Source organism: Ornithinibacillus salinisoli (assembly GCF_042684965.1).
Taxonomy (GTDB): Bacteria; Bacillota; Bacilli; order Bacillales; family Amphibacillaceae; genus Ornithinibacillus; species Ornithinibacillus salinisoli.
This window is the reverse complement of the sequence record NZ_JBHUMI010000025.1, coordinates 1-620: the sequence shown is the minus strand read 5'-3', so window position 1 is coordinate 620 and position 620 is coordinate 1. Positions and strand designations below refer to the sequence as shown.

Genomic DNA, 620 nt, shown 5'->3' with positions numbered 1-620 from the left:
GGAAGAACTCTCTAGTGAACTATTTCTTTTAAAACAAAAGCTAAAAGATTTTGAGTATCACACAAATAACATAGCTAATTATGAAAAGGAAATAGAGCGATTATTTATTGATACCAATGGATTATTACTTCTAACTATTCCTGGTATAGGACTTGTGACAGCCGCAGAAATCTTTTGCGAAATGGGCGATCTTTCCCATTTTACCAACGCAAGTCAGCTTATTAAAAAAGCTGGGACAAATCCTGTTATTAAACAATCCGGACCTGGAGCAGGATACGCAGGGCATATTTCAAAACAAGGTAACGCTAATCTAAGAAGAGCTGTATATAATGCAGGACGAAGCCTTTCTGTTCACAATGAGGCTTTAAAACCTTTCGCTATGCGACTAAAAGATAAAGGTAAAAAAGCTGGATCAGTATACATCGCAATGGGAAACAAGCTCTTAAAAATTGCGTTTGCCATGCTTACCAAAGAAGAGCCCTTTAAATGGGATAATCCAGAATACAACTATAAAGAAGAAGTATTTAAAAAGCTAACTTTACCATTAGCAGCATAAAAAAGAACAAATAAGTAGGCTCCATTCTTTTGGTTCGAGTGGAGATCGGATTAAAATTTCCTGA

General features: G+C 35.8%; 1 protein-coding gene. It reads left to right on the top strand.

Going from position 1 to position 620, the window contains the following annotated elements; all coding sequences use genetic code 11:
• Window positions 1-556, top strand: a 556-nt coding sequence (locus ACFSTA_RS18685; protein WP_377558359.1) for a transposase, incomplete at its 5' end; no start/stop codon positions are given.
• Window positions 557-620: the final 64 nt, after the last annotated feature.